Source organism: Stenotrophomonas sp. NRRL B-14846 (assembly GCF_050473585.1).
Taxonomy (GTDB): domain Bacteria; phylum Pseudomonadota; class Gammaproteobacteria; order Xanthomonadales; family Xanthomonadaceae; genus Stenotrophomonas.
Genome location: NZ_JBFLUN010000022.1, coordinates 1708440 through 1714834 on the forward strand (window position 1 = coordinate 1708440; position 6395 = coordinate 1714834).

The 6395-nt window shown below is 67.9% G+C and carries 7 protein-coding genes; 4 read left to right on the forward strand and 3 right to left on the reverse strand.

What is annotated here, in order from left to right; genetic code table 11:
* Positions 1 to 3: 3 nt before the first annotated feature.
* Together AB1281_RS10125 and AB1281_RS10130 are read right to left on the reverse strand one after the other, a co-directional pair.
* The gene (locus AB1281_RS10125) at positions 4 to 1788 is read right to left on the reverse strand and encodes a DUF2341 domain-containing protein (RefSeq protein WP_430345793.1); all 1785 of its coding nucleotides are present in this window, start codon (positions 1786 to 1788) and stop codon (positions 4 to 6) included.
* 38 nt (positions 1789 to 1826) lie between these two features.
* Positions 1827 to 3443, reverse strand: a complete 1617-nt coding sequence (locus tag AB1281_RS10130; protein WP_430345794.1) for a ShlB/FhaC/HecB family hemolysin secretion/activation protein — start codon at positions 3441 to 3443, stop codon at positions 1827 to 1829.
* Positions 3444 to 3644: 201 nt separating this feature from the next.
* On the opposite strand from AB1281_RS10130, the gene AB1281_RS10135 reads away from it, so the two are divergent.
* Positions 3645 to 3980, forward strand: coding sequence for a hypothetical protein (locus AB1281_RS10135; protein ID WP_430345795.1), 336 nt, complete (start codon positions 3645 to 3647; stop codon positions 3978 to 3980).
* 130 nt (positions 3981 to 4110) lie between these two features.
* Here AB1281_RS10135 and AB1281_RS10140 read toward each other — a convergent pair whose 3' ends face one another.
* Positions 4111 to 4587: a hypothetical protein gene (locus tag AB1281_RS10140; protein WP_430345796.1), complete on the reverse strand. Its 477-nt coding sequence runs from the start codon at positions 4585 to 4587 to the stop codon at positions 4111 to 4113.
* 104 nt (positions 4588 to 4691) lie between these two features.
* Here AB1281_RS10140 and gspH point away from each other — a divergent pair, with 104 nt between their 5' ends.
* From gspH to AB1281_RS10155, 3 genes are read left to right on the forward strand one after another with little or no spacing between them, the layout of a single operon-like run.
* Complete coding sequence (gspH, locus tag AB1281_RS10145) at positions 4692 to 5138, forward strand: type II secretion system minor pseudopilin GspH (RefSeq protein ID WP_075678343.1); 447 nt, start codon at positions 4692 to 4694, stop codon at positions 5136 to 5138.
* 8 nt (positions 5139 to 5146) lie between these two features.
* Positions 5147 to 5497, forward strand: a complete 351-nt coding sequence (gene gspI, locus AB1281_RS10150) for a type II secretion system minor pseudopilin GspI (protein ID WP_430345797.1) — start codon at positions 5147 to 5149, stop codon at positions 5495 to 5497.
* Positions 5494 to 6108 (forward strand): prepilin-type N-terminal cleavage/methylation domain-containing protein, encoded by a 615-nt coding sequence (locus AB1281_RS10155; protein ID WP_430345798.1) that lies wholly within the window; start codon positions 5494 to 5496, stop codon positions 6106 to 6108. Before gspI ends, AB1281_RS10155 begins: the two co-directional genes overlap by 4 nt.
* Positions 6109 to 6395 lie beyond the last annotated feature (287 nt).

Genomic DNA, 6395 nt, shown 5'->3' on the forward strand with positions numbered 1-6395 from the left:
CCCTCAGCCCTGGACCGCGGCCGGGCCGCGCCCGTCCTGCTCTTCGGCCAGGCGCGCGGCGAACTCGTCGATGAACACCGCCATGTCCGCACCGATCGCTTCGGCACGCGCACCCAGGTAGTTGTAGCCGAACAGTGCCGGGATCGCGACGCCGAGGCCGGCAGCGGTACACAGCAGCGCCGCCGCCATGCCTGGCGCCACCGAGTTGATGTCCACCGCGCCGGCCATCGCCGCCACCACGAACACCAGCATGATGCCGATCACGGTGCCGAACAGGCCCACGTACGGCGCACCTTCGATGGTGGTCGACAGCCAGTTCATGCGCCGCGCCATCGCTTCCTGCTCGCGCACCATCACCGCATCCATCGAGGCGCGGATCGCGGCGATGGTGGCGCCACTCAGGTAGCCACTGTTGCCGTCGCGCTGATGGCGCTGCTGCATTTCATCGATGGCCACCTGGTAGATGCGCCACAACGAACCATCGTGCATGGCGGTCGGTGCCTTGCCCTGGCGATCCATGTCCGACAGGGTGCGCAGCGGCACGCCGGACAGCTTGCCAAAGCTCTCGGTGAACACCGCATTGGCCTTGCTGGTACGGCCGAAGTGGCGGCTCTTGGCGATCATGATCGCCCACGACAGCAGCATCATCAGGCCAAGGATGGCGACCACCACCCAGGCATCGAACGGCATCGCCTTGAGGATGAAGGCGAAGTGGCTCTGGCCGGCCGACTGCTCGTCGGCACCGTAGCTGATCAGGCGTGAATCGGCGCCCTGCGCGGTGGCGTCGGCCAGCAGCAGCGCGGCCGGGCGTGCCACCCGCGAGACGCGCAGCTCATCCAGCGCACCTTCGAAGTTGGCCAGCGGCTGCGCCGCACCCGGGGCATCGGCACCGACCACCGGCGCGGTGCCCAGCGCCGGCAGCTCGCCGCTCAGCTGTGCCACCACACGGCCGTTGAGGTACAGCTGCAACGCGCCCTTGTCCGCCGTCAGCGCGACGTGCGCCCACTGCCCTTCCGGAATCGGCTGCGCAGGCGTACTGCGTTGGCCGTTGAGCTGCACGAACGGCACCCGGTTTTCGATACCCAGCACCAGCTCGGACGTGCCATCACGACGGGCGTAGATCGCTTGAGCCGCATTGTTGCCGCCCGGCTTGATCCAGGCCGAAACGGTGAGCGGCGCACCCGCTTCCTGCGCCAGCGACGCGCTGGCGGGCAGTGGCAGCGGGCCCGCACCCAGCTGCACGCCACGACCGATCACCGCGCCCTCGGACGGCGGCACGACGGCGCCGGCGTTGTTGCCATAAGCGGTGGTGTCGCGCGCCGGCGCATTGGCCTCGGCAAAGTGGTAGACCAGCGTGTAGTCCGGGTCGAACACCTGCTGGCCGTTGCCGCTGGCCGGTGCCTTGTCATTGCCGTAGTACATCCAGATCGTCTGCGGCGCGGCAGCGCTGACTGCCGGCACGTCCACCCAGACCAGGGCCAGGCCCAGCTTGGGATCGAACTGTTCGATCTGATGGGCCAGCACGGTGCGGCCATCGCCCGACACGAAACGCAGGTCGTTGCCCGCGTCCTGGGTACCGTCGAAACCGAAGTTGCCGGTATGCAGGCGCAGCAGCAGCGGCGTGCGGCCCGGGTCACCGGCCAGGCCCGCGCCCTGCGGGCCGGCGTCGACGGTGATCGGCTTGCGGTACTTCCATTCGGCCTGCCACCAATTGGCATCGGCCGCAGCAGCAGGCAACGCAACCAGCGCGGCCAGCAGCAGCAACACTCGGGAAAGCAAACGGTCCATGCGAAGGGTCTCCGGAGAACGCATGTTCAAGGGAAGGGTCAGTAGCTGGTGCTGATGTTGAAATGCAGGCGCGGGTCGTCCTTGCGCGTGACCGGGCCATCGGCATAGGGCCAGGCGTAGTCCAGGCGCAGCTGCAGGTGCTCGCCCAGGCGCAGCTGCGCGCCCAGGCCGACCGAGGCCAGGTTGTACTTGTCACGCTGTTCGGGCAGTGGCTGGCGCAGGCGCAGGTAGGCAGCGTCTGCAAAGCTGTAGACGCGCAGATCAGTGCCGCTCCACAGCGACCACGCCGGGGTGCGCCATTCCAGGCTGGCCAGGCCGCCGTAATCGCCGATCGCCTCGGCCGACAGGTAGCCGCGCACGGTGTACATGCCGCCGGCGGCGAACTGCTCGGCCGACACCAGCGGCGCGTCGGTCACCTGCAGCGAGCCACGCGCGTACCACTGCCAGTCGTTGCCGAAGGTGTGGGTGTTGGCCACGTCGGCCTTGAAGGCCACGAAGCTCGGGTCGGCCCAATAGCGCTTCTGGCCGAAGGCGGTGGCGTCGCTGCCGTAGCCGAACAGGCGGCGGGTGCCGGCCACCAGCTGGGTATTGATGCTCAGCTGATCCTGTTCGCCCTGGCGCACGCCCACAAAGGCCAGCGTGATCGGCGCGTACTTCAGCGGCGTCTTCAGGCTGTCCTTGCCCATCTGCGTGTCTTCCTCGGTGTCCTTGAAATCCACACCAAGGCTGAGCTGGCGCCACCACTGGCTGCTGCCGGCAAGGCGGTAGTTGAGCTTGAGGCCGATCGAGTGACCGTTTCCGATCACGTTGGTACCGGTGCCGGTGCCCACCTGCCCACCCGCGTTCAGCACGCGGCTGTCGGATTTGTAGCCGGACGCTTCCAGGCTCCACGGCGTGCCTTCGAACGGCATCGTGTACGAGGCCGAGAACACCTTGGCCTGTTTCGTGTCTTCCGGCGCCAGGTACACGCCGATATTGGCACTGTGCCCACGCTTCCACAGGTTGTCGTAGGCCAGCGACGCACTCAGGCGCAGCTTCTCGGTGTCGGCACTGTGGTCGTTGTTGAGCGCCGCACTGGCGCGCCACGGCGACTTCTCCTCGACCTGCAGGTCCACATCCATCGTGCCCGGCACCTGGCCTTCGCGCACCAGGGGCATCACCTGGCGACGTCCGCCTTCATTGAGCGCGGTCAGTTCCTTCTGCGCCTGGTCGAAATCAGGCACCTTGCCCTCGGCGAGCGCCGGCACGCGATCGCGGATGCGTTCGGGCGATTCGTGGCGGGTGCCGACCACGCGCAGCTGGCCGATCGGCGTCTGCTGCACCTTCAACAGCACCACGCCGCCACTGACCTGCTGCTCGGGAAGCTCAACGTAGACCGACTGGTAGCCCGCCTGCTGGTAGAGCGCATGGACGGCATCGCGCGCCTTTTCGACATCGGCCAGGGTCTTTCCTGGGCCGAGGAACGGCTCCACCGCGCGCTCGATCTGGCGCGGATCGAGCACGGTGTTGCCGCGCACGATGTATTCATTGATGTTCACGCTGGGCGCAGGCGCCGCCTCCAGCGCGAACAATGGCAGCGGCATCGCGGCCAGAGCCAGCACCAGCGGATGCAGGCGCAGCGGAAGGCGGACGGCTCGGCACGGAACAGGAGTCATCGAAGGCATCGCGTCGTATCGAAGGGAGTGGCCAGGGAGCGGCGCGTGGGTCTACCAACAGGACGTGCACGTCGCGTCAAAACCGCCAACAGTTTTGTGACAGCACTGTCATCTTTTGACAGCGCCGGAACATTCGCGGGCGGAGACTGCCCTCGCCACACGTCTTCATTGCAGAGCGCCGGTTGTCGCAGGAGATTCGAGATGAGTGAGCCGTTGAAGGCGGGCGTTCGCCCTGCCCTCGCCCTTGCCGTGTTGCTGGCGTTGCCAACGGCCTGGGCCGACGAGGCGAAGAAGCAGGACGATGCCGCGCCGTGCATCGAAGTACAGGTCAACGGCGAGCGCATCCCCGCCTGGGAGTGCCTGCAACGCAAACTGGCCCCGGCGCCGAAATCGGCGAAGTCAGCGGCGCTGCCTGAAGCCGAACGCCTGATGCGGCAGCCCGGCAACCAGCTGATGCAGTACAACCTGGAGGGCACGCGACAGCGCATGGGTGATGCCTTCGGACGTTCGGTGGTGCCGCAGCGCCCGGCGCGCTGAACCTGCGCAGCTGCAGACCCGCGGCCGTGCTCGGCAGGATTCTGTAGAGTCGAGCCATGCTCGACTGGATTTTGTAGAGTCGAGCCATGCTCGACTGTTCTTCCAGACGCAGCCGGGCGAGGGCTCGGCGCTACGGAGCGCCACCCTGCGGAACGGCCGGCACGATGCCATCGGTCGGCACCGGTGGCAGCGCAGGCACCGGCAGGCTGCGCGATTGCCCGGCCTGGTTCAGTTCCACCGCGTTGGCGTTGATGCTGGCCAGCACCGTACACGGCCCCAACCGCTGGCCGGGCGCGTACGCCTCCGGCGGGCGTCCATCCACCGACAGCAGGGCCAGGGGCGCATGGTCACCCGCCATCACGCCCAGCACGACCACCTCGGTCTGCACTGCACCGGGCGACAGCAGCCGCACCAGCGGCAGGCTGGCCACTGCATCGAACAGCGGCCGTGCCGGCGCCTCGGCATGCGCTTCGCTGGCCGCCGCCGTAGGCGCCACCGCAGACAGAGTGACGCTCCAATAGGCCACCACGGCCAGCAGCAGCGTTGCCGCCAGCAGGGTCAACATCCGATTCCGATCCCAGCGCCTGCCGTCCATGTTCCGCATCATCGCCACGTTCGTGTCCGCCTACGCTAGCAGGTGCGGCTGACGCTTTTGTTTCATCATGCGGGCCTACGCTGGCACGCATCGGCAAGGGACAGGAGGCGATGTCGATGCGACACATCCCGCGTGGTTTCACCCTGCTGGAACTGATGGTGGTGCTGGTGATCATCGGCATCTGCACGGCGGGCATCGGCCTGGGCCTGGGCAGCCTGCTCGACCCCGCGCGCCAGCTGCGGCAGGAAGGCGAGCGACTGGCGCAGCGCCTGCAGGTGGCGCGCGACGAGGCCCGCATCGATGGCCGGCCCCTGCGCTGGCAGGCCGACGCCGCCGGCTACCGGTTCAGCCGCCGCGAGGGTGCCCGTTGGGTCGATGTGCAACGCGACGACCTGCTGCGCCCACAGCCCTGGCAACCGGCGGGCATCGTGGTGCAGCCGGCCACGCCGATTGAACTGAGCCCGGAGTGGATCGGCGTGGCATGGGAACTGACGTTGTCGTTGCAGGGCCGCCAGCTGCGTCTTCGTGACGATGGCAGCGGACAGTTGCAGGTCGTGCAGTGAAGCGGAACATGCGCGGATTCACCCTGATCGAAGTGCTGATCGCACTGGCGATCGTTTCGGTTGCGCTGGCTGCGGTGATGCGCTCGGTCGCGGTGGCCACCGACGATCAGTCACGCCTGCGCGACCGTCGCCTGGCGCTGTTGTGCGCGCAGGACCGCTGGCAGGAGCTGCGCCTGGCCGGGCAGCCACCGCAGGATGCGCGACTGCGCTGCGTGCAGGGGCGCAGCACGTTCCTGGTGCTGCAACATCTCGGCACCGGCAGCGACAGCCAGCCGCAACTGGAACTGAGCGTGGTGGCCGAAGATGCACCGCGGCAGTCGCTGGCCCGGATGCAGCTACCGTGGACGGCGGCGCAATGAAGCGTACGGCAGCAGGTTTCACCCTGATCGAGGTGATGATCGCGATCACCATCATGGGCGTGCTGGCACTGATCTGCTGGCGTGCGCTGGACAGCGTGGCCAGCAGCGACCAGCGCCTGCGCCGGGCCGATGCCGAGACCACGACGGCACTGCGCGTGCTGCAGCAGTTCCAGCGCGATATCGAAATGCGTGCCGACGACGCGCTGATGAACGGCGCGGTGCGCCCGGCAGATCGTCCGCAGCGACTGCTGCCCCCCTCGCTGGTGAGCGAACGGCATCCGGATGGCAGCTTTGCGCTGGAAATCACCCGCAGCGTAGACAGTGATGGGCTGCGCTGGCAGCGGGTGCGCTGGTGGCGGCAGGGCAACACGCTGTGGCGGGCCAGTGGTGCGGCTATGGACCGCTATCCCCTGCCCGCACCGGATCCGTCGAAAGGTATTGCGGTGGCCAGGGATGTGCAGCGGTTCGAGGTGCGGGCGTGGCAGCCTGGAACGGGATGGGCCGTGTTGCCAAGCGAAGGCGAGGTATTGCCGGCCACCGGACTTGAACTGCGGTTGGGCCTGCGCGATGGGCGTGGGCCGCTGAGCTACCGGCGGGTGCTGGAGTTGTAGGATCCGGTCGTGGTACCGCATCCACGCATGGCGTGGATCTACTGCAGAGCCTGTTCGGGTGATGGTGTGAAATCTACTGCAGAGCCTGCCCTGGTGGGTGCCGACCGTTGGTCGGCACTGAGGCCAGCCCCGGCATCCACGCATGGCATGGATCCCCTGCCCTCCTGCCGCCGGGTGCTCTCCTGCACCCGGCGGCGCTGTGTCGGTGGTCCTCACCGCTGATGGCCGCTCCCTGCCCTCCGTGCCGTCCTGGCTGGGGCCGCCACCGTTCCCTGGCGGCTGGCCCG